Annotated in this window: 24 protein-coding genes; 12 read left to right on the top strand and 12 right to left on the bottom strand. The window is 69.4% G+C overall.

All coding sequences use genetic code 11. From position 1 onward, the window contains the following. Positions 1-15: 15 nt before the first annotated feature. From O3Q52_RS20460 to O3Q52_RS20430, 7 genes are all read right to left on the bottom strand, one after another. Positions 16-204 (bottom strand): hypothetical protein, encoded by a 189-nt coding sequence (locus O3Q52_RS20460; RefSeq protein WP_269650228.1) that lies wholly within the window; start codon positions 202-204, stop codon positions 16-18. A gap of 107 nt (positions 205-311) precedes the next feature. Next, positions 312-1,238 carry a carbohydrate ABC transporter permease gene (locus O3Q52_RS20455; protein ID WP_269650227.1) on the bottom strand — a complete coding sequence of 309 codons (927 nt, stop codon included), beginning with the start codon at positions 1,236-1,238 and terminating at the stop codon, positions 312-314. A 127-nt stretch (positions 1,239-1,365) separates the two neighbouring features. Further along, positions 1,366-2,298, bottom strand: coding sequence for a carbohydrate ABC transporter permease (locus O3Q52_RS20450; protein WP_269650226.1), 933 nt, complete (start codon positions 2,296-2,298; stop codon positions 1,366-1,368). A gap of 3 nt (positions 2,299-2,301) precedes the next feature. Then, complete coding sequence (locus O3Q52_RS20445) at positions 2,302-3,645, bottom strand: ABC transporter substrate-binding protein (RefSeq protein WP_269650225.1); 1,344 nt, start codon at positions 3,643-3,645, stop codon at positions 2,302-2,304. A 404-nt stretch (positions 3,646-4,049) separates the two neighbouring features. Beyond that, positions 4,050-5,090, bottom strand: coding sequence for a LacI family DNA-binding transcriptional regulator (locus tag O3Q52_RS20440; RefSeq protein ID WP_269650231.1), 1,041 nt, complete (start codon positions 5,088-5,090; stop codon positions 4,050-4,052). A 60-nt stretch (positions 5,091-5,150) separates the two neighbouring features. After that, complete coding sequence (locus O3Q52_RS20435; protein ID WP_269650224.1) at positions 5,151-6,782, bottom strand: beta-xylosidase; 1,632 nt, start codon at positions 6,780-6,782, stop codon at positions 5,151-5,153. Then, a complete protein-coding gene (locus tag O3Q52_RS20430; protein WP_269650223.1) occupies positions 6,779-7,786 on the bottom strand; it encodes a hydroxyacid dehydrogenase in 1,008 nt (335 codons plus the stop codon). The genes O3Q52_RS20435 and O3Q52_RS20430 overlap by 4 nt, the downstream gene beginning before the upstream one ends. Before the next feature lie 248 nt (positions 7,787-8,034). Between O3Q52_RS20430 and O3Q52_RS20425 the strand changes: the two genes are divergently transcribed. The 9 genes from O3Q52_RS20425 (at position 8,035) to O3Q52_RS20385 (ending at position 19,624) form a co-directional block, all read left to right on the top strand. Further along, the gene (locus O3Q52_RS20425; protein WP_269650222.1) at positions 8,035-9,279 is read left to right on the top strand and encodes an FAD-binding protein; all 1,245 of its coding nucleotides are present in this window, start codon (positions 8,035-8,037) and stop codon (positions 9,277-9,279) included. 171 nt (positions 9,280-9,450) lie between these two features. Continuing rightward, positions 9,451-10,716 carry an ROK family transcriptional regulator gene (locus O3Q52_RS20420; RefSeq protein ID WP_269650221.1) on the top strand — a complete coding sequence of 422 codons (1,266 nt, stop codon included), beginning with the start codon at positions 9,451-9,453 and terminating at the stop codon, positions 10,714-10,716. Between the two features lie 153 nt (positions 10,717-10,869). Then, positions 10,870-12,135 carry an ABC transporter substrate-binding protein gene (locus O3Q52_RS20415; RefSeq protein WP_269650220.1) on the top strand — a complete coding sequence of 422 codons (1,266 nt, stop codon included), beginning with the start codon at positions 10,870-10,872 and terminating at the stop codon, positions 12,133-12,135. A 20-nt stretch (positions 12,136-12,155) separates the two neighbouring features. Beyond that, positions 12,156-13,121, top strand: a complete 966-nt coding sequence (locus O3Q52_RS20410; RefSeq protein ID WP_269650219.1) for a carbohydrate ABC transporter permease — start codon at positions 12,156-12,158, stop codon at positions 13,119-13,121. After that, positions 13,118-14,017, top strand: a complete 900-nt coding sequence (locus tag O3Q52_RS20405; RefSeq protein ID WP_269650218.1) for a carbohydrate ABC transporter permease — start codon at positions 13,118-13,120, stop codon at positions 14,015-14,017. The genes O3Q52_RS20410 and O3Q52_RS20405 overlap by 4 nt, the downstream gene beginning before the upstream one ends. A gap of 12 nt (positions 14,018-14,029) precedes the next feature. Beyond that, positions 14,030-16,936, top strand: a complete 2,907-nt coding sequence (locus O3Q52_RS20400; protein WP_269650217.1) for a glycoside hydrolase family 2 TIM barrel-domain containing protein — start codon at positions 14,030-14,032, stop codon at positions 16,934-16,936. Between the two features lie 84 nt (positions 16,937-17,020). Then, the gene (locus O3Q52_RS20395) at positions 17,021-18,016 is read left to right on the top strand and encodes an ATP-binding cassette domain-containing protein (RefSeq protein WP_269650216.1); all 996 of its coding nucleotides are present in this window, start codon (positions 17,021-17,023) and stop codon (positions 18,014-18,016) included. Positions 18,017-18,018: 2 nt separating this feature from the next. After that, a complete protein-coding gene (locus O3Q52_RS20390; protein ID WP_269650230.1) occupies positions 18,019-18,822 on the top strand; it encodes an ABC-2 family transporter protein in 804 nt (267 codons plus the stop codon). 1 nt (position 18,823) lies between these two features. Next, a complete protein-coding gene (locus O3Q52_RS20385) occupies positions 18,824-19,624 on the top strand; it encodes an ABC transporter permease (RefSeq protein ID WP_269650215.1) in 801 nt (266 codons plus the stop codon). A 144-nt stretch (positions 19,625-19,768) separates the two neighbouring features. On the opposite strand, the gene O3Q52_RS20380 is transcribed toward O3Q52_RS20385, so the two are convergent. After that, positions 19,769-20,155 (bottom strand): peptidase inhibitor family I36 protein, encoded by a 387-nt coding sequence (locus O3Q52_RS20380; protein WP_269650214.1) that lies wholly within the window; start codon positions 20,153-20,155, stop codon positions 19,769-19,771. Positions 20,156-20,354: 199 nt separating this feature from the next. Between O3Q52_RS20380 and O3Q52_RS20375 the strand changes: the two genes are divergently transcribed. Beyond that, positions 20,355-20,738, top strand: coding sequence for a hypothetical protein (locus tag O3Q52_RS20375; RefSeq protein WP_269650213.1), 384 nt, complete (start codon positions 20,355-20,357; stop codon positions 20,736-20,738). A gap of 65 nt (positions 20,739-20,803) precedes the next feature. On the opposite strand, the gene O3Q52_RS20370 is transcribed toward O3Q52_RS20375, so the two are convergent. Next, on the bottom strand, positions 20,804-21,643 hold the full coding sequence (locus tag O3Q52_RS20370) for a helix-turn-helix domain-containing protein (RefSeq protein WP_269650212.1): 840 nt from the start codon (positions 21,641-21,643) through the stop codon (positions 20,804-20,806). A 306-nt stretch (positions 21,644-21,949) separates the two neighbouring features. Further along, a complete protein-coding gene (locus O3Q52_RS20365) occupies positions 21,950-22,399 on the bottom strand; it encodes an ATP-binding protein (protein WP_269650211.1) in 450 nt (149 codons plus the stop codon). Positions 22,400-22,512: 113 nt separating this feature from the next. On the opposite strand from O3Q52_RS20365, the gene O3Q52_RS20360 reads away from it, so the two are divergent. Next, on the top strand, positions 22,513-23,349 hold the full coding sequence (locus O3Q52_RS20360) for a helix-turn-helix transcriptional regulator (RefSeq protein WP_269650210.1): 837 nt from the start codon (positions 22,513-22,515) through the stop codon (positions 23,347-23,349). Continuing rightward, entirely contained in the window at positions 23,346-23,609 is a 264-nt protein-coding gene (locus O3Q52_RS20355; RefSeq protein WP_269650209.1) for a DUF397 domain-containing protein, read from the top strand. Before O3Q52_RS20360 ends, O3Q52_RS20355 begins: the two co-directional genes overlap by 4 nt. Here O3Q52_RS20355 and O3Q52_RS20350 read toward each other — a convergent pair. Together O3Q52_RS20350 and O3Q52_RS20345 are read right to left on the bottom strand one after the other, a co-directional pair. Next, positions 23,584-24,084 (bottom strand): hypothetical protein, encoded by a 501-nt coding sequence (locus O3Q52_RS20350; protein ID WP_269650208.1) that lies wholly within the window; start codon positions 24,082-24,084, stop codon positions 23,584-23,586. The genes O3Q52_RS20355 and O3Q52_RS20350 overlap by 26 nt on opposite strands. Next, entirely contained in the window at positions 24,081-25,616 is a 1,536-nt protein-coding gene (locus O3Q52_RS20345) for a PHP domain-containing protein (protein WP_269650229.1), read from the bottom strand. The genes O3Q52_RS20350 and O3Q52_RS20345 overlap by 4 nt, the downstream gene beginning before the upstream one ends. Between the last annotated feature and the right edge of the window lie 5 nt (positions 25,617-25,621).

The raw sequence follows: 25,621 nt of genomic DNA, 5'->3' as shown, positions 1-25,621 counted from the left end.
CGAGAGGCATGGGGATCACTCCTGGTGGGAGAGGGCGCGGACGGTGCGGGACGGGTCGACGAGGTCGAGGCGTCTCGCGCCGCCGGCCCCCTCGGCCCCTGCGGCGGACGCCTGCTCGGCGGCGGTCCAGGACCAGCCGGTCAGCGCGAGAGCACCGGTGCCGGCGGCGGTACCGGCCAGGACGGATCTTCTGGTGACGGACATGCGGGATCCTCACGGCGGCGAAAGGTGAACCAGGAAGGGAGTGACGGGGAGGGGAAGGGGCTGCGGGCCGCTCGACGTCGGCCACGACCGGCCGCGCGGGGCTCGGGCTACTTGAGGGAGCCGAGCGTGACTCCGGAGCGCCAGAAGCGCTGCATCGAGATCATCAGGATGACCATGGGGATGAGGGAGAGCAGCGAGCCCACGACCACCATGCCGGTCAGGTCGGCGGACGTGTCGACCTTGACCTTCAGCCAGGAGTAGAGGCCGACCATCACGGTCCACTTCTCCGGCGTACGCAGGAACACCAGGGGTCCGAAGAACGAGTTCCAGGAGCCGACGAAGCCGAGCAGGAAGATCGTCGCCGCGCCCGTGGACATGAGGCGGGCGCCGACCGTGAAGAAGATGCGGTACTCCCCCGCGCCGTCGATGCGGGCCGCCTCCAGGAGTTCGGGCGGGATGGCGCCCTCCGCGTACACCTTGGCGAGGTAGACGGAGAAGGCGTTGAACAGGCTCGGCACGATGATCGCCGACGGGGTGTCGACCATCCGCAGGTCCGTGAAGAGCAGGAAGGAAGGGATGGTGAGCAGCGCGTGCGGGACGAGGAAGGACCCGATGATGCAGCCCATCAGTACGCCCCGGCCGCGGAACCGGTACATCGCCAGGCCGTATCCGCAGGCGACGCAGACCAGGGTCATGCCGGCGGTGCCGACGACTCCGTAGAAGAGCGTGTTCCACAGCCACTTGAGGAAGATGCCGTCCTGGTAGGTGAACAGCGCCTTCAGGTTGTCCGTGAAGTGCAGGTCGGAGAACCACAGGCCGTTGGTGGTGTAGAGGTCGGACTGGTTCTTGGTCGCCGAGACGATCAGCCACCACACGGGGGCGAGCGAGTAGAGGGTGAAGAACACGACTCCGCCGAGGACCAGGGCCTTGGTCCGCCGGCTGTGCCGGACGGGGCCGGTTCCCTCGCGGGAGGCGGTGGCGCCGCGCTTCGGGCGCGGGGGTGTGGTCGTGGACCGGTCGATGGTTGTGGTCATGAAGGGGAGACCTCGCTCGTGGGCCGAGGAACGGACACACCGCCCGCGCCTGCCTCGGCAGGCTCGCGTCGCGCGACGTGGAGGGGCGCGGCCGGGACAGCGGTCGTGGGCCTGCTGCTGACGGCAGTCATGACGTGGGCGCCTTGTTCGTGAGTCGGTAGAACAGCGCGGACGCGGTGCCGACGACCAGGGCGAGGATGATCGAGAGGGCGGAGGCGTAGTTGAAGTTGCCCTGCTGGAAGGCCCAGTCGTAGATCGCCATGATCGGGGTGAAGTCGCGGGTGACCGTCTCCGGTGCCATGGACTTGAAGAGCATCGTGTCGCTGAAGATCTGCAGCGTGCCGATGATGCTGAGCACGGTGGTGAGGACCAGGGAGCGGCGGACCAGCGGCACCTTGATCGACCAGGCGATCCGCCACTCGGAGGCCCCGTCGATGCGGGCCGCGTCGTACACGTTCGCGTCGACCGAGCGCAGCGCCGAGTACACGATCAGCATGTTGAAGCCGATCCCGCTCCACGCCATCAGGTTGCCGATGGAGACCCAGATGAGTTCGCCGCCGTAGAAGTTGGCGTCGATGCCGAAGAGGTCGAAGAACGGGGTGAGTGGTCCGACGACCGGGCTGTAGAGGTAGATCCAGATCAGGGTGGCGACGATGCCGGGGATCATGTATGGGATCAGCAGCGGGATACGGAACCGGTCGGCGACGCGTTGCGAGGCCGCGTCGAGGAGCAGGGCGAGACCCACGCTGGCGATCTGGATGACCGGGATGCTGATGACCGCGAAGAGGCCGACGCGGAGCATCGAGGCCCAGAAGCGGCCGTCGCCGAAGCCCTCGCCGAAGTTGTCGAGGCCGACGAACTCGACGGTCTTCTCGCCGAATCCGAGCCCGGAGCCCTTCTCGCTGTAGAGGCTCTCCTTGAGCGCCATGACGAGCGGGGTCACGGTGAACAGGAGGAAGCCGAGGAAGAAGGGGACCGTGAACGAGGCGCCCTTGAGGGCCATGATCCGCCGCCATCCCAGGCGTGCGGCCCGGGACGGCGACTCGGTGACGGCTGCCATGGGTCAGCCCTCGACGTTGATGTTCTTGGACTTCAGGTCGTCGACCGTGAACTCCTGGAGGTGCTCAAGGGCCTGCTTCACCGTGATCTTCTTGGTGACGATCTTCGCCCACTGGTCCTGCAACTCGGCGAAGACACCTGTGTAGTTGGGGCCGACCGTCCAGTTGCTCCTGGCGTGCTCGACGGACTTGAGGATCACGCCGCGGGCCTCGGACTTGTGCGTGCCGAAGAGCTTGTCGGTGACCACCGAGTCGACCCAGGGGGTGACGTCCTTGACGGCGCCCGGCCACTCGTACTGCTTGGTGTCCTTCTGGTAGGTGGAGTCGATGCCGGCCTTGTCGGTCTTCATCCACACCGCCGCCTGGACGGCCTCCTTGACGTGCTCGCAGCCCTTGGGGACGAGTACGCCGTTGTTGGCGCTGTAGGAGGGGGTGGTGAACTCCGTGGCGTCGGCGAACTGGGGCAGGTCGATGGGCTGCCAGTCGCCGAGGGACTTCTTGTAGTTCAGTTCGTAGTTCTGCAGCTGCCAGGTCTGGGTGGGCAGCGAGACCATCTTCCCGGAGTCGAAGTAGCTGATCAGGGCGGGCCGGTCCTGGTAGGTCTGGTTGGCGACCAGGCCGCCGTCGACCAGTTGCTGGACCATGTCGGCGGCCTTGAGGGACTCGGGTGACAGGAAGTCGATCTTCCAGCTGTCGCCCTTCTGCTCGTACCAGGTACCGCCAGCCTGCTGGACCAGGTTGACCAGGGTGGACGGGTCCTCGCCGGCCAGGTTCATGACGTACACGCCGTGCTTCTTGAGCTTCTTGCCCGCGGCGATCACGTCGTCCCAGGTCTTGGGGACGTCGACGCCGTACTTGTCGTACACCGAGCGGTTGATCATCATGAAGGTCGGGTTGAAGCCGGTCGGGACGGCGTAGTAGGTGCCGCCGGCCTGGACGCTGGGCAGGGCGGCCGGGTTGAACCGGTCGAGGTACGGCTTGAGTTCCTTGTCGACGCTGCTCAGCAGGCCCTCGCCGACGAGGCTGGGCACCTCGCCGAAGTTCTGCACCAGGCAGGGGACGTCCTTCCCGGCGGCGACCGCGTTGCGCAGGTTCTGTGCCGTGCCCGGGTTGTCGGCCTGCTTGACGAACTTGAGCCTGATGCCGGGGTGTGTGCTGTTGAACTTGGCCACCACGGGGTCGACGTTCTTCGTCTCCGACCAGCTCCAGTACTCCAGCGTGACCGGCCCCTTCGACTGGTCCGAGGAGTCGTCGGAGTCACCCCCGCAGGCGGTCGCGGTGAGGGCGAGCACGGTGGCGAGCGCGGCGGCGGACAGGGTCGCGCGGTGCGGGACACGGGGCTGGGGCATGGCGGCTCCTGAGGGGACTGGAACAGGGGGGACCGTCCGCCGCTCGGGTTCTGCCGTCCGAGGGCGCCATAGAAATCGGTCTCTATGGAAGCTAGAACCGGTCCCGGACGTCGGCAAGACATCGGGCAGAGAAAACTGGGGAACCGGGCCAACTCACCCGGAATTGCACGGGATTTCGAACGAGTAACCGGAAAATGGGTGCCTACCGGACAGCGGGTTATCTAGAGACCGGTTGTCCAGGAAAGCGCCAGGCCGCCGTGGAGAGGGGCGAACGGGGAAGTCAGGGACGGGACGGGGGGAAGTTGGCGCCCGGGCCGCGGTGCCGGCCAGGGAACACCGGTGCCCGGATCGCCGCGTCCGCCGGGGAAGGTCGATGCCCGGGGCCTCGTGCCGGCCGGGGAAAGTCAGTGCCCGGGTCGCCGTGTCGAGTCCCGCAGGACGATGTGGGTGCCGAGCACCAGGTGCTGGCTGCCGGGGAGGTCCTCGCGGTGCAGGGCCAGCCGGACGGCCGCGCGGCCCAGTTCCTCGTGCGGGACGTTGACGGTGGTGAGCGCCGGGAAGAGGTCCAGGGCCAGGGGCACGTCGTCGTAGCCGACGACGGACACCTCGTCGGGGACACTCACGCCCGCTTCGCGCAGCGCCTGCAGCGCGCCCGCCGCGACCATGTCGGTGCCGGCGAACACAGCCGTGAAGTCGGCGCCGGACGCGAGGAGTCGACGGGCGCCCTGATAGCCGTGCGAGCGGCTGAACGTGCCGTCCAGGATCAGCTTCGGGTCCGGCGCGAGCCCGAGCAGTTCGTGCGCGCGCCGGAAGCCGCTGAGGCGCTGGTCGCTGGTGGACAGGCCGGGGACCCGGCCGAGGTAGGCGATGCGCTGGTGGCCCGAGGTGAGCAGGTGGGTGGTCATCGCGAAGGCGCCGCCCTCGTTGTCGTACTCGACGACCGTGGCGGGCACCCCCGGGCCGAGCGGCGGTCGGCCGACGAGCACGAGCCGCGAACCCACCCGGTCCAGGGCGTGTGCGAAGTGCGTCATGCGGTCCTGGTAGGCCTTGTCCTCCCAGGCGCCGCCGACGACGATCACGGCGTCGGCCCGCTGTTCGCGCATGGTCTCGACGACGGCGAGGACGCGCTGCGGATCGCCGTGCGTCGTGCACAGCATGCAGAGCCTGCCCTCGGCGGACGCCTGCTCCTCCACACCGCGAGCGATGTGGGCGTAGAACGGGCCGGTGACGTCGTCGACGACGAACGCCACCGTCTTGTTGGTGGAGCCGCCGAGCGCGCGGGCGTGCGCGTTGACCACGTAGTCGAGCTCGCGCATCGCCTTGAGCACCCGGGCGCGGGTGCTCGCGGCGACCGGGTAGGTGCCGCCAAGGACCCGGGAGACGGTCGAGGCGGAGACGCCTGCGCGCGCGGCGACGTCCCGGACCGTGGAGGCGTCATTGCCCATCACGGGCTCCGTCTTCTTGGCCACCCGTGGGCTCCCCTCCCCTGCTCTGTACCGGTCACCCTATGGGGTGGCCGGGTTCTCGTACGCGCTGGTCCGGCCCCCGTCGTCCTGCCGTACGAGCACCACCGACCAGGGCGCGAGCTGCCGTTCGTACGTCAGCTCGCCCGCCGCGTCGGCCCGTACGGTCTCCGTGCGCGGGGCCGTCCGCCGGAGGGCTGCGATGTCATCGCGGGAGAGCGGTTCGGGTGCGCCGCGCTCGCGCCAGGCGGCGAGGGTGTCGCCGCCGGCCGCGCTGCCGGGTTCCAGGATCTCCACGGTGAAGGCGGCGTCGGCCGGCAGTCCGGTGAGGCTCAGGGTGTACGGGGCCGGGGTGCCCAGCGCCAGTGTCTGCTCGGCGACCGTGCGGTCCGGTGTCGAGAGGGGCACGGCGAGCGGCATCTCGGGCGGGTAGTGGTAGGTGAGGGCGGTGATCCGGCCGGTGGCCGCCTCTCTGGTGACGACCGTGCCCGGCTCGTGGACGAGGAGTTCGTCGCCGAGCGCGTGCAGGAAACGGTAGGCGTGGTACGTCGGCTTGGGTATGCCCTGCTGGTTGAGGAGTCCGAAGCCGCCGTGGAAGGCGGTGTCCCCGGCGCCCATCTCCTCGAAGACGTCCGTGAACGTCCAGTACGCGAGCGAGTCGACGAGGCCGATCGACTCCAGGTTGGCCCGGACGACGAAGGTGGCGGCCTGCGGGTGGTCGTGGGTGTGGTCCCGGGAGGAGGGGGTCGAGCTCCACTCGGTGAGGTGGATCTCGGCGTCCGGGAACGGGCTCTTGCCGACGATGTCCCGGACCGTCGCGAGGTCCCTGCGGGTGGCGTCGGCGCCGCGTGTGTAGTGGGCTCCCTGGCCGTGGTCGTCGAGTGCCCAGTCCGTGGGGTACGGGTGGCAGGAGACGAAGTCGACGGGCAGCCGCTCGCGGGAGCAGTGGTCGAGGAAGTGCTCCAGCCAGACGGGCCGCCACTCCAGGGCGTCGAGGTTGTCGGCGGTGACCGTGACGTGGCCGCTCTTGTCCTCGGTGTCGCCGTCGAAGCGGGCGTCCGGCACGAAGTTGCTGGTGGCCGGGCCGCCGACGCGCAGGTCGGGGTCAATTGCCTTGAGGGCGTGGGCCGTTGCCGCGTACAGGTCGTAGTACTCGGTTCGGGTGCCGCGGAAGAACGGGTCGAGGTTGGGCTCGTTCCACACCTCGAAGTACCACTGGCGGACCTCGTCGATCCCGTACCGGGCGACCCAGTGGCGGACGGTCGCGGAGACCAGGCTCGCCCAGGCGACCAGGTCGGTGGGCGGGGAGCCGTGGGCGCCCCACCAGAAGATGGTGCCCTTCTCGCGGGCCAAGTCCCCTGGGCTGAAGCCGAGTTCGACGAAGGGGCGGACGCCCGCGTCGAGGATCCGGTCGAACAGGTCGTCCACGTACTGGAAGTTGAGGACGGCCTGTCCGTCCTCGCCGAGCCGGTACACGAACATGTCGTCGTGGAAGAGGCCGTGGAAGCGTACGTACTTGAAGCCGCAGCCCTCCGCGACCTGGCGCAACTGCTCCTGCCAGGAGGCGCGCAGGCCCTCGGCCGCGCGGCCCGCGCCGGCACAGACGGACCAGAAGTGGTGCAGGGGCTCGCCCGCGGCGGCGGCGTCGGCCCGCGGGGCCAGGATCGAGGTCATGCGGTGCGCTCCAGTACGGCGTGGTCGATCGCGTGGGCCAACTCCCGTCCGGACAGCAGGCGTTCGGCCTCCTCCGTGACGGCGAGACCGAGCCGGGCCACCTCGTTGCCCTGCGAGCCCGCGAGATGCGGGGTGATGAACGCGTTCGGCAGGTCGAAGAGCGGCGAGTCGACGGGCAGCGGTTCCGGGTCGGTGACGTCGAGGATCGCACTGAGCCGGTTCGCGCGCAGCTCCTCGACGAGGGCGTCGTGGTCGAGGAGGGCGCCGCGGGCCGTGTTGACGAGCACGGATCCCTCTCGCATCAGGGCGAGTTCGCGGCGGCCGATGAGGTGGTGGGTCTCGGGGGTCTGCGGGGCGTGGACGGTGACGATGTCGCTGGTGGCCAGCAGGTCGTCGAGCGGCAGCAGGGGTACGCCGAGGGCGGCGGCCTCCGTCGCGTCGACGTACGGGTCGGCGAGGGTGACCCGCAGGTCGAAGGGGCGCAGCAGTTCGATGAGGCGGCGGCCGATCCGGGAGGCGCCGACGACGCCCACGCGGCGGCCGAAGTTGCCGATGCCCGGCATGATCGCCCCGTAGGGAAAGACGCGTTGGGCGCGGAGGCGGTCGCGCTGGGCGAAGAGGTCCTTGCCCGCCAGGAGGATCATGGCGAGCGTGTACTCCGCCACGGGGAGGGCGTTCGCGCCGGCCGCGGAGGAGACGGTGATGCCGCGTTCCCAGACCGCGGGCGAGGTGAGTCCCTTGACGGAGCCGGCCGCGTGGAGGATCGCGCGCAGCCTGGGTGCGGCGTCCAGGACCGCCTCGTCGATGTGGGGGCAGCCCCAGCCGGTGATCAGGATCTCCGTGTCGGCGAGTGCGTCCCGTACTCGGGGGTCGGTGAAGTTCTCGGCCGTCAGAGTGGGATCGATTTCTACCGCGTTGCCCAGACGGGCCAGCACGTCCGGAGGGAAGATGTGGGGCACGTTCTCGGCTGTCATGGCGAAAAGTGCGGCGGGGCGTGGGCGCAAGGTGGGGTGACCTTCCGGATCGGTGACGCGTTTATAGCAACCGGTCTCTACGGTAGGTCTCGCGGAGCGAGAGGGTCAATGGACGGGGCCCGGCGGTGAGTGGACGGGGGTCCGGCGGTGAGTGGACGGGTGCGGGTTGGCTGTGGCTGGGCGCGCAGTTCCCCGCGCCCCTGGGGTGGGACGGGGCCAGGTAGGTTCCAAGGGAGGCCGTTTCGCCGGTCGACGAAAACTTTCCGGAAGGACCACGGATGGCAGAGGTTCTGACGAACTGGGCGGGCAACATCACGTACTCCGCCAAGGAGCTGCAGCGGCCGCGGTCGCTCGACGCGCTGCGGGCCCTCGTGTCGCGTGCCGACCGTGTGCGGGTTCTCGGCAGCGGGCACTCGTTCAACGAGATCGCAGACCCGGGCAGTGAGGGCGTGCTCCTCTCGCTGACCGGACTGCCGCCGTCGGTCGAGGTGGACGCCGCGGCCCGTACGGTCAGAGTGGCGGGCGGCGTGCGGTACGCGGAGCTGGCGCGGGCGGTGCACGAGCGGGGGTTCGCGCTGCCCAACATGGCCTCGTTGCCGCACATCTCGGTGGCGGGTTCGGTGGCGACCGGCACGCACGGCTCGGGGAACGCGAACGGCTCGCTGGCCTCGCCCGTACGGGAGGTCGAGCTGGTCCTCGCCGACGGGTCGGCCCTGACGATCGGCCGGGGTGACCCCCGCTTCAGCGGGGCCGTGACCTCGCTGGGCGCGCTGGGTGTCGTCACCGCGCTCACGCTCGACCTGGAGCCGGACTTCGAGGTCGCCCAGCATGTGTTCGGCCGGCTGCCGCTGGCGGAGCTGGACTTCGAGACGGTGTCGGCGTCGGCGTACAGCGTGAGTCTGTTCACCGACTGGCGGCGGTCGGGCTTCGTCCAGGCGTGGGTCAAGCGGCGTACGGATGTTCCGTGGGACGGGTTTCCGTGGGCCGAGCCGGCCACCGAGGCGATGCACCCGGTGCCGGGGATGCCGGCCGGGAACTGCACTCAGCAGTTCGGGGTGCCCGGGCCCTGGCACGAGCGACTGCCGCACTTCCGGCCCGAGTTCACGCCGAGCAGCGGCGCGGAGCTCCAGTCGGAGTACCTGCTGCCGCGCCCGCACGCCACGGGTGCCCTGCGCGCGCTCGACGCGATCCGGGAGAGGATCGCGCCGGTGCTGCAGGTCTGCGAGGTGCGTACGGTCGCGGCCGACCGGCAGTGGCTGAGTCCGGCGTACGGGCGGGACACGGTGGCCTTCCACTTCACCTGGGTCGAGAACACGGCGGCCGTGCTGCCCGTGGTGCGGCGGGTGGAGGAGGCGCTGACGCCGTTCGATCCGCGGCCGCACTGGGGCAAGGTGTTCACGATGGCGGCACCGGTGGTGCGGGGACGCTATCCGCAGATGGCGGAGTTCAGGAACCTGGCCGCGGAGCTGGACCCGACGGGGACGTTCCGCAACGCGTTCGTCGGTGAGGTGCTGGGCGGGTGACGGACGGGGCGCGGACGGCTCGATCCCCGCTCTGCCCACTGTGAGCGACAGGGACTTTGTACAGCCCCTTTCCTAACCCCTTGTCGAAAGTCCCCGGACGGTCATAGCCTTGCGCCGCGCCGGGGCCGTCGGGCCCCGCCATGGCCTGGAGGGACCGGGGGGCACATTCTGGTGAAGCGCACATCACGTGACATCCGCACCGCGAACCGCTATGGGGTGCTGCGCCAGATCATCGCCCATTCGCCCACGTCCCGCCAGGAGCTGGCCGCCGCCACCGGGCTGAGTCTCGCGACGATCGCCACGCTGGTCGGTGAGCTGCTCGACCTGGGGATGCTGACGGAGGTCGGCTTCGAGGACTCCGCGGGTGGCCGCCCGCGGGGCCTCGTGGCCGTCAACGCGTCGGGGGGCGCGTTGATCGGCGTCGACATCGCGGAGACGTACGTCCGGGTCGAACTGTTCGACCTGGCGCTGGGCGTGCTGGCCCGTGCCGACGAGGACATGCGCCCCGGTGAGATACGTCCGGAGCAGGTCGTCGGGCATGTCGCCTCGGCCGTCGGGTCGGTGGTCGCGCAGGCCGGTATCGAGGGCGCCCGGGTGCTCGGGGTCGGGGTCAGTGTGCCGGGCCAGGTGGACCGGGAGGCGGGCATCTCGGAGTACGCGCCGAACTGGGACTGGCACGACGTGCCGCTGCTCGACCTGCTCGCCGAGCACATCGCGTATCCGCTGTATCTGGACAATCCTCTGCGTGCCTGCGCGGTCGCCGAGCTGTGGTTCGGGGCCGCGCGCGGTCGCGGGGACGCCGTGGTGGTGAACCTCGGGACGGGCGTCGGTGCCGGGCTCGTGCTGGGCGGCGGGCTGCACCGGGGGGTGAGCAACAGCGCCGGCGAGTGGGGGCACACCACGCTCGTGCTGGACGGGCGGCCGTGCCACTGCGGCAACCACGGGTGCGTGGAGACGTATGTCGGGGCGCCCGGGATCATGCTGAACCTGCGGGAGTTGAGCCCCGGCAGCACGCTTCTGCATCCCGAGGACCAGACCGCGACGATCAACGCGCTCGCCCGCGGAGTCGCCGAGCGGGACCCGGTGGCGACCAAGGTGGTCCAGGGCACCGCGCGCTATCTCGGCGCCGCGATCGCCGACCTGGTGAACCTCCTCAACCCCGAGGTGGTCGTGCTGAGCAGCTGGGTCGCGGCCGCACTCGGCGAGCCGCTGATGTACGAGGTCCGCGAGGCCGTGGGCCGGCATGCGCTGAGACGGCCGCTGGCCAGCACCGAGATCGTCCTCTCCTCCATTCCCACGGACCCCGTGTGCCTGGGTGCGGCGACGTTCGCGCTGGAGGGCGCCCTCAGCTCGGTGGGCCTGAGACCCGCCGGCGGCAAGACCTCCGCCCCTCGTCGCGTCTCCCCCGCGAAGAGCCGTACGGCACCGTCTTCTTGACGTCGGCGCCCTGCCACGTCCGGTATTCCGGACGGGGCACAACGCTTCGAACAGACTTCGTCCAACCCCTTGCCGAAGCATTAGCCGAAGGTTAACGTCCCGCCACCGCACAGCGATTTCGAGCCGCAGCCGTACTCGAGACAAGGACGTCAAATGTCGGCACTGAACAACAGCAACTGGGACCGTCGATCCGTACTGCGAGCCGCGGCGGGACTCGCCGCACTGGGTCCGCTGGCAGCCTGCGGCGGCAACACCGGCCGTGAGGGCGGCGGCAGTTCGGGCAAGGGATTGGTGCAGTACTTCCACGCGTACGGGGAGGCCGGGACCGAGCAGGCCATCAAGAAGTACGCGAAGGCGTACGACGGGGCCAACGTGACCACGCAGTGGATCACGGGCAACAACTTCGAACAGAAGCTCTTTCCCGCCCTGCTCACCGACAACGCGCCCGACGTCTTCGAGTTCCACCCGCAGATCCAGCTCATCAAGAGCGGTCAGGTGGCGGATCTGACGGACCTCATCGACCCGGTAAAGGACGACTTCAACCCGGCCGACATCGAGTCGCACACGGTCGACGGGAAGATATACGGCATCCGGATGATCGACGATCCGCAGTTCTTCTACTACCGGCCCTCGCTCTTCGAGAAGGCCAAGGTCGAGGTGCCGCAGACCCTCGAAGAGCTGATCGAGGTGGCCGCCAAGCTCACCACCAGCAAGGTCAAGGGCGCCTTCCTCGGCAACGACCTGACCGCGGTCCAGAACCCGCTGATCTGGTCGGCCGGCGCGGACACGCTCGACGACAAGAACGAGATCGCCTACCACACGGACGGCGTCGCCGAGGGCCTCAAGCTGCTCCGCAAGCTGTTCACCAGTGGCGACCTGCTGCTGGACGCCCCCGCCGACTTCTGGGACCCCTCGGCCTTCACCCAGGGCCTGACCGCGATCCAGTGGTCCGGCATGTGGGCCATGCCCGTGATTCAGAAGGCGCTCGGCGACGACGTCGGTGTCTTCCCGTTCCCGAAGGTCGGCGACTCCGGCAAGCAGTCCGTCCTCATCAGCGGCTGGTCGATGTTCGTCAACGCCAAGGGCAAGAACGTCGAGGCGGCCAAGGAGTACGTCAAGTGGCTGTGGATCGACCAGAAGAAGTACCAGGAGGACTGGGCGCTGTCCTACGGCTTCCACATCCCGCCGCGCACCTCGATCGCCCAGAACGCCACCAAGCTCAAGTCGGGGCTGCCGGCTGAGGGCGTCAAGCTGTCCACCGACTTCGGGCACTTCGAGAAGATCGGCTGGACGCAGGCGATGATCGCCGGGTTCAACGACGTCATGGCCAACTCCGTACGCAAGAACGGCAATCCCCAGGCCTCGCTGGACGCCTGCGACAAGACCGTCGACCGCGAGCTCAAGAAGCTCTTCGGATAAGTCGACGGACGGATCGCGACATGTCGACGACCACTACACGCGACCTCGCGTCCCCCGCCCCGGCCAAGGTCTCCAAGGACCGGCCGCGGCGGGGTCTGCGGGCGACCGCCACGCTCAACTTCTGGCTCTTCACCGGCCCGTTCCTCATCGGCCTGGTGATCTTCGTCTTCGTGCCCATCGGCTGGAGCCTCTACCTCAGCTTCTTCGAGGCGCGCTTCACCGTCACCCCGAGCACGTTCGTCGGCTTCGACAACTACGCGCAGATGCTGACGAACCCCGACTTCACCCGCTCGCTGGGCACCTTCACCGTCTTCGGCGCGTTCATCGTGCCCACCACCTGGGCGCTCTCGCTGGGCCTGGCCCTGCTGGTGCACCGGCTGCGCTTCATGCAGGCGTTCTTCCGCTCGGTCTTCTTCGTACCGACCGCGTGCTCCTACGTGGCCGCTGCGCTGATCTGGAAGATGTCCATCTTCAACGGCGTCCGCTTCGGTCTGATGAACACCGTCCTCGGCTGGTTCGGGGTCGAGAACGTGGCCTGGCTGGCCAACCCCGACCCGCCCTGGTACTGGCTGGTCATCGTGACCCTGCGCCTGTGGCTGCAGGCCGGCTTCTACATGATCCTCTTCCTGGCGGCGCTGCAGAACATCCCGTCGGAGCTGTACGAGGCCGCCTCCATCGACGGTGCCAAGCCGGGCTGGCAGACCTTCCGGTACATCACGCTGCCGCAGCTGCGGGCCACTTCGACCGCCGTGATCCTGCTGCTCCTCATCGCCGCCTATCAGGCCTTCGACGAGTTCTTCGCCCTCCTCGGCAAGGCGACCTGGGGCCAGCCGCCCCTCGTCGAGCTCTACAAGACGGCCCTCGGCGAGAACCAGGACTACGGGGCGGGCAGCGCGGGTGCGGTCATCCTGACCCTGCTGATCTGCCTCGTGACGCTGTTCCAGGGCAAGATCATGGGCTTCGGAAGGGGCGAGGACTCCAAGTGACCACCACCGCGCCTGACGTCACAAAGACCGTAGCGCCCGACACCGGCAGGGCCGGCCGGAGGAAGCGCGGAGGCGGCGTCCTCGGGAACACCGGGCTGTACCTCGCCACCTGTGTGGCAGCCGTCCTCTTCCTGGTCCCCTTCTACCTGATCATCCGCAACGCCCTGATGACGGACCCGGAGATCACGGGCGAGAACTGGAAGTGGTTCCCCACCGACCTCCAGTGGGGCAACCTCGGCGAACTGTTCAACGACGAGACGGTCGACTTCGGCCGGGCCCTGTGGAACTCCTGGGTCGTCGCCGTCCTGCACACGAGCGGGATCCTGCTGATCTGCTCGCTCGCCGGCTACGGCCTCGCCCGCATCCCGTACAAGCACGCCAACAAGGTGTTCTACGCGGTCCTGGTGACCCTGATGATCCCCACGGCCGTGACCTTCGTGCCGAGCTTCGTGCTGGTCTCGTCGCTCGGCTGGGTGGACAGTTACCGAGGTCTCATCATCCCGGGCCTCTTCAGTGGTTTCACCTGCTTCCTGTTCCGGCAGTACTTCCTGGGGTTCCCCAAGGAACTGGAGGAGGCGGCGCGCGTGGACGGACTGTCCTATTGGGGCGCGTACTGGCGGATCGTCGTACCCAACTCGCTGAACTTCTTCGCGGCGATGGCCACGATCACGTTCATCAGCGGCTGGAACGCCTTCCTCTGGCCCCTGGTCATCGGCCAGGACCCCAGCTCCTGGACCGTCCAGGTCGCTCTCTCCTCCTACATCACCAACCAGACCGTGAACTACCACCTGATCTTCATGGCCACCGCCATCTCGATCCTGCCCCTGGTACTCGTGTTCCTGTTCCTCCAGCGCTGGCTGGTGCAGGGGGTCGCGCAGACGGGCATCAAGGGCTGACCTAGGAGACCGATGTCTTTCCGCACCACCCATTCCGTCGACAACGACACCGACACCGACATCGACACCGACTACGTCGAGGACGTCTCGCCCGGGAGCGGTGCGCTGCCGCCCCGGGCGTGGTACGCCTCCTCGGACGCCGATTCCCTTTCCCTGAACGGCAGTTGGCGCTTCCGGCTGTCGGCGACGGCCGATGCCGAGGACGAGTCGTTCGCCGCCGAGGGGTTCGACGCCGGGGACTGGCCCGAGGTACGGGTCCCCGGACACTGGGTCCTCCAGGGTGACGGGGGCTTCGGGGCGCCGATCTACACCAACCACCTCTATCCGTTCCCGGTGGATCCGCCGCGGGTGCCGACGGAGAACCCGACCGGCGACCATCTGCGGGTCTTCGACCTGCCGGACGGCTGGCCGGCGGACGGTGGGGCCGTGCTCCGTTTCGACGGGGTGGAGTCGTGTGCCCGGGTGTGGCTGAACGGGACGGACATCGGTGAGTTCAAGGGGTCCCGGCTGGCGCACGAGTTCGCGGTCGGGCACCTCCTGAAGGCGTCGGGGAACGTGCTCGCCGTCCGCGTCCACCAGTGGTCGGCGGGCTCGTACCTGGAGGACCAGGACCAGTGGTGGCTGCCCGGCATCTTCCGGGACGTCACCCTGCTGCACCGGCCGGCGGGCAGCGCGCTCGACTTCTTCGTGCACGCCTCGTACGACCATCTCGAAGGCACCGGGACCCTGCGCGTCGACTCCGATGTCGACGGGCGGGTGACCGTGCCCGAGCTGGACATCGATGTCGCGACGGGCGAGTCGGTGACCATGCCGGTCAGGCCGTGGACCGCCGAGACGCCCCGGCTGTACGACGGGACGCTGGTCACCGAGGGCGAGCGGGTGCGGCTCAGGATCGGTTTCCGTACGGTCGTGCTGGCGGACGGCCTGATCAAGGTGAACGGCACGGCGGTCCTGTTCAAGGGCGTCAACCGGCACGAGTGGCATCCCGAGACCGGCCGCGCCCTGGACCTGGAGACCATGCGCGAGGACGTGCTGCTGATGAAGCGGCACAACATCAACGCCGTGCGCACCTCCCACTATCCGCCGCACCCGGCCTTCCTCGACCTGTGCGACGAGTACGGGCTGTGGGTCGTCGACGAGTGCGACCTGGAGACCCACGGCTTCACCGAGCAGGCCTGGCGGGACAACCCGGTGGACGACGACCGCTGGACACCGGCGCTCCTGGACCGGGCGTCCCGCATGGTCGAGCGCGACAAGAACCACCCGTCGATCGTCATCTGGTCGCTGGGCAACGAGGCGGGCACCGGGCGCGGGCTGACCGCGATGGCCGAGTGGATCCGTGGCCGTGACCGCTCACGGCTCATCCACTACGAGGGCGACTGGAACTGCCGGGACACGGACATGTACTCGCGGATGTACGCGGACCACGCCGAGGTCGAGCGGATCGGCAAGGGCCTCGACGGCGGACCGCTCAGGCGGCGCCAACTGCCCTTCATCCAGTGCGAGTACGGGCACGCCATGGGCAACGGGCCGGGCGGGATCGCCGACTACCAGCGGATCTTCGAGGCGCACGACCGCATCCAGGGCGGATTCATCTGGGAGTGGATCGACCACGGCGTCAAGGACGAGCGGTACGGCTTCGCGTACGGCGGCGACTTCGGGGAGGAGCTGCACGACGGGAACTTCGTCTGCGACGGGCTGATCTTCCCGGACCGCAGGCCCTCGCCGGGGCTCCTTGAGTACAAGAAGGTCATCGAGCCGGTCCGTATCGAGGGCGGTGGCACGAACGGCACGGTACGGGTGACGAACGCGTACGACTTCGCCGACCTCTCGCTCCTGGCGTTCGAGTTCTCGTACCAGGTGGACGGATTTCCCACAGGTGCGCACTGGCTCACCGTGCCGTCGCTCGCACCAGGGGAGTCGGCCGAGGTCAAGCTGCCCGCGACCGCGCCCGACGGTGGGGGCGGGGAGGTCCAGTGGACGGTCCGCGCGCTGCTCGCCGAGGACACCTCCTGGGCGGGCCGCGGCCACGAGGTGGCGTGGGCGCAGCAGACCGTCACGCCGCGTGGGCCCCTTCCGGCGGCCACCGGCGCGCGGCCCGCGGCCGACAGCGACCGGATCACCCTCGGCCCGGCCTCCTTCGACGCCCGCACTGGCGCGCTGCGGACCATCGGCACGACGGAGGTCACCGGTCTGCGCCTGGACGTGTGGCGCGCCACCACCGACAACGACGACGGAGCGTCCTGGCAGGACGACGTCCGCGACGGCGAGGTGTGGCGCAAGCTGGGCCTGCACCGCATGCAACACCGGCTGGACGCGGTGGAGTTGACGGACGACGCGCTGACCGTACGGACCCGGGTGGCACCGGCCGCCCGGGAGGTGGGCCTGCGCACCGTGTACCGGTGGACGTCCGACGGGACACGACTGCGCCTGACCGTCTCGGTCGCTCCCGAGGGCGACTGGACGGTGCCGCTGCCCAGGCTCGGTATCCGACTGGGGCTGCCGGCGTCGTTCGGGGAGAACGTGACGTGGTTCGGCAGTGGCGGCGAGGCGTACCCGGACAGCAGGGCCGCGGCGAAGACGCTCCTGTGGGACACGACCGTCGAGGACCTGCAGACACCGTACGTACGCCCGCAGGAGAACGGCGCCCGCGCCGACGTCCGCTGGGCCGAGGTCGGAGATCTGCGGATCGAGGGCGACCCGGAGTTCTGGTTCACCGCGCGGCAGTGGACGACCGAGCAGCTGGACGCGGCCCGGCACCTGACCGACCTCACGCCGGGCGACACCGTGTGGGTCAACCTCGACCACGGTCAGCAGGGCATCGGCTCGCAGTCGTGCGGTCCCGGCGTGCTGCCGCAGTACCAGCTGCGGGTTCAACCGGCTGAATTCTCCTTTGTGTTCTCAACGGTCGACGACTGACACTGTTACCGGTCACATGGCCGTCCGGCTCCCCAGCCGGACGGCCGTGTTCGTGTGTCTCCCGCTCCCCCGGAGGTTCCCCGCGTGATCGGCTCCATCGAGGTCCGTGGCCTGTCCCGGACCTTCCACACCACCGTGCGCCGCCCCGGTTTCATGGGCGCCGTCAGGTCTCTCGTCAATCCGGAGCGGGTCGCCAAGGACGCCGTCTCCGACATCACCTTCGACGTCGCCCCCGGCGAACTCCTCGCCCTGCTCGGGCCGAACGGCGCGGGCAAGTCCACCACCATCAAGATGCTCACCGGCATCCTCACCCCCACGTCCGGCGAGGCACGGGTCGCGGGCGTGGTCCCGTACCAGGAGCGCGAGCGCAACGCGCGCAACATCGGGGCCGTGTTCGGGCAGCGCACCCAGCTGTGGTGGGACCTTCCGGTGCGGGAGTCCTTCGCGATCCTGCGCGACATCTACGACGTTCCCGAGGACGAACACCACACGCGACTGCGGGAGTTCGACGAGCTGCTCGACCTGTCCTCCTTCTGGGACACCCGGGTACGGCATCTCTCGCTCGGCCAGCGTGTGCGCTCCGACCTGGCCGCGGCGCTGCTGCACGATCCGCGGGTGGTGTTCCTCGACGAACCCACCATCGGCATGGACGTGGTGGTCAAGGAGCAGGTCCGCGAGTTCCTCCGGTACCAGGTGGAGCAGCGCGGGCGGACGGTGCTGCTCACCACGCACGACATGACGGAGGTCGAGCGGCTCGCCGAGCGGGTCGTCCTGATCAACCACGGGCGGCTCGTCCTGGACGGCACGCTGGACGAGATCCGGCGCAAGTTCGGCTCGACCTGGCAGGTCCGAGTCACCCTCGCCGATCCGCACGCGCCCGTCGAAGCGCTGCCGGGGATGGTGCTGGTGCGGCACGAAGGCCCCCAGGTGGTGTTCGGACCCGACGGGCCCGCGGCGCCTGCCATGCACCAGGCGCTGAAGCAGGTCATCGAGCGGTACGAGGTGACCGACATCGCCCTGGACGAGGCCGACCTGGAGGACGTGATGCGTGCCGCGTACGTCCAGGCGGGGGGCGAGTGACCGTGGCCGTCCTCCAGGGCTGGCGGGCCGCCCGCGTCACCCCGCTCGGCGAGCTCCACACCCCGCCGCGAATGACCGCCGCGCTGCTCCGGCTCACCGTGCAGGTGGTGCTCGTCGCCTCACTGTGGCACGGCCTGTACTCGGCCGCCGGCACGACCGCCGGCCTGACCGAGGACCAGGCGGTCACGTATGCCGTACTGGCCGTACTGGCCACCCGAATAAGGGAGTTGGACCAGTACGCGGGCCGGGACACCGTGCTCCAGCACATGCACTTCGGCACGATCATCTACTGGTATCTGCGCCCGCTCCCGCCCCAGCGCTACTACGCGCTGCGGGCGCTCGGCGAGCAGCTGTACGGGCTGGTGTGGGTGGTCGCCGGATACGTGATCTGTCTGGCCGCCGGGGTTGTGGAGCCGCCCAAGTCGGCAGCTGTTGCAGGCGTGTTCGCGGTCAGCGCGTTCCTTGGGCAGTGGGTCCTCTACTACGTGATGCTCGCCATCGACCAGCTCTGCTTCTGGACGCTCCGCAACGGCGCCGCGATGCTGATCCTGATCTTCGCGCAGAACCTGCTGTCCGGGGTGTACGCGCCGCTGTGGTTCTTCCCGGACTGGTTCATCACCATGAGTGGCTTCCTGCCGTTCCAGGCGACGCTGAGCGTGCCGCTGTCGCTGTACGTCGGCCGCATCGAACTGTCCGACGCGGGCCCGCAGTTGGCCGTACAGGCCGCCTGGGTGGTGGCCCTCGCCCTGCTCACCCGGCTGCTGTGGCGGCGGGCCGCCCGGCGCGTGATCTCGCAGGGAGGCTGACATGTCGACCAAGGCTCTTCGCGTCGTCTGGCGCATCACCCGGCTCAACTTCCGTGCCCAGCTGGAGTATCGCTCCGAGTTCCTGATGATGATCGCGATCGGCGCGGTCTGGCAGGTGTCGGTGATCGTGTTCGCGACCGTGCTGCTCACCCGGTTCAGCGGGATGGGCGGCTGGGACAGCTCGGACGTCCTGCTGATCCCGGCCACACGGATGCTGGCGCACGGACTGTTCGTGCTGTTCCTGGGGCGCGTGCACGGTCTGGCACGGCACATCCAGGAGGGGGTCATCGACACGTATCTGGTCCGCCCGATGCCCGTCCACCGCCAGCTCCAGCTCTCCTACTTCCCCACGAACGCGATCGGTGACCTGACCGTGGCGGCGGGCCTGATGGCGGGCGCGCTGAGCCGCAGCGACCTGGACTGGACGGCGACGCGGATCACGTACCTCGTCGTCTGCGTCCTCGGCGGAATGCTGCTTGAGGCGGCCATGTTCACGGCGGTCGCCTGCGCCTCGCTGCGCTTCCCGGCCGCCGACTACTGGGGCCGCTGGCTGGAGGAGCTGCTCGGCACGTTCGGCAGCTACCCGCTCAACGTGCTGCCCAAGGCGGTGGGCGGCTTCCTCACGTTCGGCCTGCCGCTGGCGTTCGTCGCGTACTTCCCGGCGGCCGTACTGACCGGGCACGACACCGCTGTCCCGTACTGGCTGGCGGCCGTGTCACCCCTGCTCGGCGCCGCGGCCTATCTGGGGTCGCGGTTGCTGTGGAGGTGGAGCCTTCGGCACTACACGGGTGTGAACGGATGACCGACCGCATCAGCCCCGGTGTCCTGCCGTGGGTGACGCGGCCCCTGGCGGCCCTGGCACAGGCACCCCCGTGACCTGTGCAGAGGGCCGCTCAGGGCCGCGTCGCCCGAGCGTCGGCGATCAGCCCGAGGGCCGGCGACCAGCTCAGCACTCGCCGCCCCACTCCGCGCTGTGCAGGGTGACGGGGCCCAGGAAGATGTCGACGTTGGGGTCGTTCGGGTAGTGCAGGCACCCCTGGAAGTTCCCGCCCCTCTGGGCGGTGAGGTTGAAGCGGATGTGGTCCGCGCCCGGGAAGGGCACACCGTTGTTGAGGATGTACATCCCGCTGTCCGAGTGCAGGTTGTACAGGTTGCCCGTCGACTTCCACGTCGGCGCGCCCCACGCCACGTCGTTGTTCCAGACGCAGACGTATCCCCTGGGGCAGTCCGCCGGAGCGGCCGACGCCGGTGGTGCCGAAGCCACACCCATGCCCGCCGTCATCAGCAGTGCCGCTACGCCCACGCCGGCCTTCTTGCGAAACCGTGCCTTCAACGTTTCCTCCGTCTCAGTCACTGCCGGGCGGCTGTTGCCGTCCGGCCGCTTCCAAGTGGCCAAGCATTGCCTCTCGTTCAAGGCCCTGGTCCCTGACAGATGTCAGGGACCAGGGCCTCCCGGGCCTGCCTACAGTGCGGGACGACGAGTACGGGAACCCTCCCGCAGGCCGACCCGCCACGGCATCGAAAGGAACGTCATGCGCAAGATGACCGCGGCACTCGCCGCCGCCGGAGCATTCGCCCTCATGGTCACCACCGCCCAGAGCGCCGCAGCCGATGGGCACGGCCGCGGCTGGTACGGCGTGTGGGCGGACGGGGTCAACGTCCGCGACATCAACGAGGGCAACTGCGTCAACTCACCGAGCACCTCCAACTGCCCCAGCGTCATCGGCCAGATCAACTCGTGGGACGAGGTGCTGGTGTACTGCCAGATCCCGGGCCAGACAGTTGGCGGCAACCCCTACTGGGTCATGGTCTCGCCGCGGGGCTGGGACAAGTACGGGATCATCTCCAGCTACTACGTCGAGAACAACACCAACTGGATCGACGGCGTACCCGGCTTGAACGGCTGCGTGATCTAGAGCCTGCCAGAGACGCCCTGGTAACCGGGTCACCGCTCCCGGCGCAGGTCGCGGGCCGTCGTGCCCTACTGGGACTTGAGGGCGCGGGCCAGGTGGCGTGGGTCGTGGAGGCCCCAGCGGGCGGCGACGGCGGCTGTCGTACGGCCGTCGTGGGCGGGGTCGAGGAGGTCGCGGCGGATGCGGTCGAGGCGTTCGCCGCGCAGCCAGGCCGCGAAGGGAATGCCGGTGTGGCGGAAGAGGCGGTGGAGCTGGCGGGCCGAGATGCCGTGGGCCGCCGCGACCGAGTCGACGCACAGGGACGGGTCGGAGAGGTTCGCCAGCACGTAGACGCGGATGCGGTCGACCAGTTCGGCGGCCGTGTCCATCCGGCCCGGCTCGGTCTCCGCGAAGGCCGCGAGGAGGAGGGACACCAGGGCGTCTCCCGCGTGGGCCTGCGCCGGTCCCGCCAGTTCGTCGAGGTGGCGGCCCAGGCCCTGGAGGAACGCGGCGAGCACCGCCTGCGCACCGGTGTCGGCGGGCAGGCGACGGGCCGCCCGGGCGGCCACGGTGTCGGCGTGCCGCCCCAGTTCGGTGCGCGAGATGCCGACGGCCATGACATCGCAGCCGTCGGCGACGGCTAATCGGTACGGGCGTGTCATGTCGAAGACCACCAAGTCGCCGCTGTGCGCCCGGGATTGAGTGCCGCCCTGGTCTGCTGCAGCGGGCTCGGGTGTCCGGTGCAGGGTGATCTTCAGCAGCTCGGGGTCGGTTGACGAGATCGCGCGCGCCGACCGCTGGACCAGGTGCCCGGAGCCACGGATCCGTGCCACCGCCGCCCGTCCGACGACCGCCGCGTCGATGTCGGCCCGGAACGCGTTCGCCCCGACCTCCGCCCCACCATCGGGCCCGACTCCGGGCTCTGGCACCGCTCTTGGTGCCGTCGCCGCGAGTGGCGCAAGGACCGTCGACGCGGCCGTCTGTAACTCGCCGACAGTGGCCTGGTGTACGTGTAAGGCGCCACCGCTCATGGAACCGCTCCCTGACTTGCCGAGCATTTATCGGTATATCGATTGACGTACCTGAGGGTTACCCGGTTTCTGGGCGCGAACCGGAGACGATCCGGGCAGGAAATGGAGACTCGCCACGCCGCCGCTTCCGTACCTTCTTCCTGGGGGGAGCGACGTCGGCTGGGACCCTCACCACAGTTCCAGCCGGCTGCTCCACCACCGGCGTCACCGGCACGGCACCCGGACCTCCGCCCACACCACCTTGTACGTCCCGCCCAGGCACAGGTCCGTTCCCCACCGCTCGGCCAGCGCGGCCACGATCAGCAGCCCGCGCCCGCCCTCGTCCGACGGCTCCTGGAGCACCGGCCGCCGCTCGGTCCGCCCGTCGGCCACCTCCACGCGTACGAAGTCCCTGGCGTCCTCGGAGTCCCGCAGCACCAGCCGTACGCGGAAGTCGCGGCCCCTCACCCGCCCGTGCCGCACCGCGTTCGCCGCGAGCGCGGCGACGACCAGGGTCACGGCCTCGCTCGCCTCGCTGTCGTAGGCGAAGCCCCACACGTCCATCCGGTTCGCGACCAGCCGCCGCGCGAGCCGGGCCCCTCGCGGGGTGCAGCTGAAGAGCTGCGTGAACGTACGTACGGTGTCGGGTACTTGGACCCGGATGTCTCCTTGCATGGGTCAACGGTCCCGGGGCGACGGGCCGTCGACCAGCTCCGCCACTCGTACGCTGCGCGCCGTACGAGTTCACGCTGTGGACAGTACGGGTGACGTTCCGTGACCATGTCGGAATGACCAACAGCACGACGAACGAGCCAGAGCCGTCGGACAGTTTGAAGACGTTCGGGCTGGTCCACAAGGCTTTCCGCAAGCGGGCGGGTCTGACGCAGGAGGAGTTCGCGCCGCTTGTGCGGTACCAGCCGTCGACGGTGGCGTCGATCGAGCAGGGGCGCCGCTTACCGCCGCGGGTGTATGTGGACCGGGCGGAGGAGGTCCTGGACGCGTTCGGCGTGCTGCGGGCCGCTGCGAAGTACGCCACGCGGGGCCCAGGGTTGGCGTCGTGGTTCCGCAAATGGGCGGACCTGGAAGAGCAGGCGATCAGCCTCTACACGTACGAATGCCGGGTGGTTCCAGGCTTGTTGCAGACGGACGCGTATGCACGAGCGGTGATGTGGAACGTGCCGCAACGGCCGACCGACGAGCAGGTCGAGCAGCGCGTCGCCGCGCGTTTCGCACGGCAGGAGCTGCTCAGCACGAACCGGGAGCGGCCCACGGCATTCAGCTTCATCGTCGAACAGGCCGTCTTGGAACGGCATACGGGCGGCGAGGACGTGACACGCGAGCTGCTCGACCACCTGCTTGACGTGAATGCCCGGCACTGGAACGTCGAGATCCAGCTGATGCCACTTCGGCAGCCCGTGCACGCGGGTCTCGACGGCCCCATGCGCTTGCTGGAGACCCCCGAGAACGAATGGCTCGCCTACGCAGAAGGTCAGAAGACTGGCCACCTAATCAGCGATCGTCAAGCGATCAGCGTGCTCCAGCAGCGTTATGCCAAGATGCGCTCACAGGCTCTCACGCCAGACGACACGGTGAGCCTGCTCCAGCAGATGCGAGGGGCGCTATGAGCACGAGCATGACCCAACTGGCCTGGTTCAAGAGCAGCTACAGCGGCTCGGAGGGCGACGACTGCGTCGAAGTGGCCCTGGGCTGGCACAAGTCGACGTACAGCAGTGGCAGTGAAGGCGACTGCGTCGAAGTCGCCGCCTCCCCCGCCGCCATCCACGTCCGCGACTCCAAGAACACCCGCGGACCCCAGCTCAACCTCTCCCCCACCGCCTGGGGCGACTTCGTCGCGTCGGTCAGTGGTCCGCGCAGCACGGCGTAGGGTCCGGGACCTCGAACGGGACCAGCACCCCTCCCACCGCGGGCATGAGGGTGAGGACGAGTTCGCCGTCCTGCCACTGCGGGCGGACGTGATCCCTCGTCACCACCCCCTGCCCGGGCGGTGGTTCACCCACAGACCCCAGCACCGTGACACGGTCGATCGCGGAGCCGGACAGCAGCTCCTCGACCGTCACCGTGCCGGTCAGGGCGGCCGACCCGGGGTACACGACGGCCCGGCCCACCTCGTCGGGTGCGCCGGTCGTGACCTCGTACCCCTTCGCCGTGAGCGCGCGGGCAGCCTCGGGGGACGCCGTCGTGAACGACAGCACCACCCTCGGCCGCTCCCCGCGTACCAGGTGGGTACAGCCGAACTTGCCCTCGGAGAGGGCGAGTTCGGCTGCCAGCGCCAGCAGCAGGTGGTCGGCCGCACGCAGGTCGCGTATGTCGGTGTCGACCGTGATGACGTGCTGGTTCACGCGGGGAGGACCCACACGGGGTTCGAGTAGAACCACAGGTCGTTCCACGGGTCGGCGTCGCCGACGACGTCGATCGCGGGACCGGCGGGGTCGACGGCCGCGCCCCGCGAGCCGACGGCGGACCGCTTGCCGTCGGAGCCGCGCAGGCGGACGTAGAGCGGGCGGTCGACGCGGCCGAGGGAGTACGTGATCCGGGCCGTGCCGGTGGACTTGTCGACCTCGTACGACTTGACGACCTTGGCGGTCGGAGCGGTGAAGGTGTCCTTGTCTGCGACGGGTCCGGTGACGTCACCCTGGATGACGTCCACGCGGGCCAACTTGGGCGTGAAACCAGCCCAGTTGGGGCCGTCGGCGAGGGCGATGTCGACGGTGAGCGTGACGTTCGTGCCCTTCTTGACGTGCAGTGCGCCGCCGAGGGTGGCCCAGCGGCTGCCGCCGGAGAGGCGGACGTCGAGGCCGCTGATGAGCCGGCCGTGGTCGACCCAGACGCGGCCGGCCCGGATGCCGTCCATGACGGCGGCGTACGAGAAGCCGTCGGAGCCGACGTGGGTGCGGCTGTACTGGCCGGGCCAATAGTCGCCCTGGGTGATGTCGATCTTGCCGGCGTAGACCGGGTCGTCGTAACGGCCGTTGGTGTTGAAGTCGCCGCCGCCTCGCGCGGCGGTGTCCGCGTAGACCTGGTGCGAGTCGGAGTTGGCGCTGATCCACCAGGCCTTGCCCTCGGCGAGGAGGCTGTCCCACAGGCCGCCGACGGTGGCGGTCATCCAGTCGAAGCCGCCCCAGGTGCGGTAGCTCTCCGGCGGGTAGCCGGCGAAGGAGTCGACACTGGGGTTGTTGTCGTAGATGCCCCGGGCCCGGCCCATGCCGAGGGGCGCGGGCAGTCCGGCCGCCTGGTGGCCGGGCGCGCCCTCGAAGCCGACGGCGATCTGGTGGCTCGCGGGCGTCGCGTCGCGCCAGGCGCGGATCTCGTGCGGGGAGTCGACACCGCGACGCGCCGGGTGGTTGGCGAGCATCAGCGCGTCCTTGACCTTGCGGCGCTTCACCTGGTCGCCGAGGAAGGCGAGACCCGCGATGGCGAGCGCCTCGTTGGCGGGCGAGGAGCCGGAGGCGTTCTTGACGCTGCCGTCGTAGTCGGTCTCGAACTGCTTGAGGACGGAGACCTCGTTCTTGCCGGGGTGCACGAAGACCGTGCCGTGCTCGGCGCCCGGGATGTTCCACTCCAGGCCCTGGAAGACGAGGGTGTCCTCGTAGGCGTCACGGGCCGCCTTGATGTCCGGGTTGACCTTGTCCACACCGATCTTGGCGTGCGTGGTGCTGCCGTGGTCGGTGATGACCAGCCAGTCCATGCCGTGCCTGGCACCCTGGCGGACCTGGTCGACGACGCGGTACTTGCCGTCGCTGCTGTACTGCGTATGGATGTGGTGGTCGCCCGCCAGCCAGAGGAAGCCCTTCTTTCTCCGGCCACCGGACGCCGGCTGGGCGGCGGCGGCCGTCCCGCTCGTCGCGCCGCCGAGGACTTCGGCTGTCGCCAGGCCCG

Origin of the sequence: Streptomyces sp. ActVer (assembly GCF_027270795.1) — a bacterium.
Classification (GTDB): domain Bacteria; phylum Actinomycetota; class Actinomycetes; order Streptomycetales; family Streptomycetaceae; genus Streptomyces; species Streptomyces umbrinus_A.
This window is presented reverse-complemented; position numbering and strand designations above follow the sequence as displayed.